General features: G+C 73.5%; 1 protein-coding gene. It reads right to left on the bottom strand.

The features are described from left to right. The coding region (locus tag UK23_RS52880; protein WP_196777856.1) for a hypothetical protein at positions 1-775 on the bottom strand (775 nt) is incomplete at both ends.

Consider the following 775-nt stretch of genomic DNA (forward strand, 5'->3'; position numbering starts at 1 on the left):
CGTCCACACCGTGCAGCCGCCCCGGCTCTGACAAGGACGAGGACGGCTCGCCGCCGGACCGGGACATCCGCCCGGAGCCCATGTCCGGTCCGGTGGCGGGACGGACGACGAGTTCGGAGACGTCGGCGGTGCGGTCGTGCACGGTCCAGCCGTCCTGGCTCCACACGACCGGGGCGCCGTCCGCGCCGCGGCGCAGGGCGGCCTCACCCCTGGGCTGGTGAACCGGGTTCTCCACCGCGAACTCGCGGTTGAGGACCTGGTGGAAGTCCCTGCCCCAGCTCCGACCGGCGAGCGGGGTGGACACCGCGAGTGCGATCGGTCCCGACCTCCGGAAGTCGCCCACGGCGCGGAACGTCTCGTTGTTGCCCACGACCCGCGCGAACGCCGGTCCGTCGAGGTGCACCGTCGCACCGTCGCGGGTGTGCAGCACGACTCGTCCGTCCACATCGGACTCCGCGGACACGTGGAACGTCCGGTTCGGCAACGGCATGGGCCGCGCGTCAGCGGGAACCGGCCCGGCCTCGCCCGTGCCTTCGCGCCAGAACGACACGCCGACCTGCCGGTCTCCGTGCATGATCGGCGTCGACCGCACATCGGCCGGCTCGACCGGGATCCACCTGGCCGCGCCGTGGAGCTCGCCCAGCGTCCACGCCGGTCCCGACGAGAACTGCTCCCATCGGCCGCCGTCGACCACGACGGTGTCCCACGCGTCCCTGCGGGGCGCCCCGACCTGGACCACCGTCGTCGGCGCCACCACCGGCTGGCGGTATCCGAA

Origin of the sequence: Lentzea aerocolonigenes (assembly GCF_000955955.1) — a bacterium.
Taxonomy (GTDB): domain Bacteria; phylum Actinomycetota; class Actinomycetes; order Mycobacteriales; family Pseudonocardiaceae; genus Lentzea; species Lentzea aerocolonigenes_A.